2 protein-coding genes are annotated in these 1310 nt (G+C 33.0%); both read left to right on the forward strand.

Features of this window, described 5'->3' with window-relative positions; translation table 11 throughout:
- The coding region (locus tag WAK64_RS22315) for a helix-turn-helix domain-containing protein (protein WP_336589167.1) at positions 1–559 on the forward strand (559 nt) is incomplete at its 5' end.
- Positions 445–1310 (forward strand): IS3 family transposase (locus tag WAK64_RS22320; protein ID WP_336589168.1); only part of this gene is annotated, 866 nt, incomplete at its 3' end. The genes WAK64_RS22315 and WAK64_RS22320, both read left to right, overlap by 115 nt.

Genomic DNA, 1310 nt, shown 5'->3' on the forward strand with positions numbered 1-1310 from the left:
AAAATATAGTGACGATTTAAAATTAACCATTGTTAAAGAATATCTAGAAGGACCAATGGGATTTAAGTTATTGGCTAAAAAATATGGCATTCCTGATAATGGACAAATTAGAAGATGGGTAAATTCATATAAAGCATTTGGTAAGGAAGGACTACGCCAAAAGAGAAGCAAAACAACTTACTCTGTTCATTTTAAGTTAAATGTATTAAACTTTATGAAAAATACGGGCAATTCTTACCAAGATACTGCAATAAAGTTTAAGATAAATAATCCATCCCTAATTGCGAACTGGAAAAAATCATTTCTTAACCATGGAATAGAAGGGCTCAAACAGAAACCGAAGGGACGGCCTCCTATGTCTAGAAAAAGAAAACCTGAACAATCGAAACAAGTAAAGAGAATGACCCGAGAAGAGCAATTAGAACGAGAAATAGAGCTACTTCGATTAGAAAATGCCTATTTAAAAAAGTTAAACGCTTTTCAGGAGAAACCGAATGCCTACCTCGAAAAGCACAAGCAGCGTTGGCATTTGAACTCAAAGAAGAAGGATTCAAATTAAAGGATGTATTAATAGTAGTAGATATACCAGAAGCAACTTATCATTATCACATTCAACAATTTCAGAAAGAAGATCCAGATAAAGAGTTGAAAGAGAAGATGATCAAACTGTTTCAGAAACATGATGGAAAATATGGATACCGCCGTATTCATTTGGAATTAAGAGTAGAAGGCTATAAAGTAAACCATAAGAAAGTCCAAAGAATAATGAGTGAACTTGACTTGAAATGTAAAAAGTTCACTCGTAAATCTCGTTATAAGTCTTATAAAGGAACAGTTGGTAAGGTGGCTAAAAATCGTTTAAACCGTAGGTTTAATACGCCTGTTAGACTGCAAAAACTCGCAACAGACATTACAGAATTCAAATGTACTGGCAATGAAAAGCTATATTTGAGTCCGATTTTAGATTTGTATAACGGAGAAATCATCTCTTATGGGATTTCTAACAAACCAACATTAGATTTTGTGCTCCAACCCCTTAATGAAGTGGTCACTACCATAAGCAAGGAAGCAAAATTTCGAACGACTATCCATTCAGATCAAGGATGGCATTATCAACATAATAAATGGGTGAAAACATTAAAAGAAAATAAAATTTTTCAAAGTATGTCAAGGAAAGCTACGTGTGCTGATAATGCTTCAATGGAGAATTTTTTTGGAATTATGAAACAAGAAATGTATCATGGTGAGACATTAGTTTCTTATACAGAACTGAAACAAAAAATTAAGGGGTACATTGATTACTATAATAA

This window comes from Bacillus spongiae, assembly GCF_037120725.1.
Classification (GTDB): Bacteria; Bacillota; Bacilli; order Bacillales; family Bacillaceae_K; genus Bacillus_CI; species Bacillus_CI spongiae.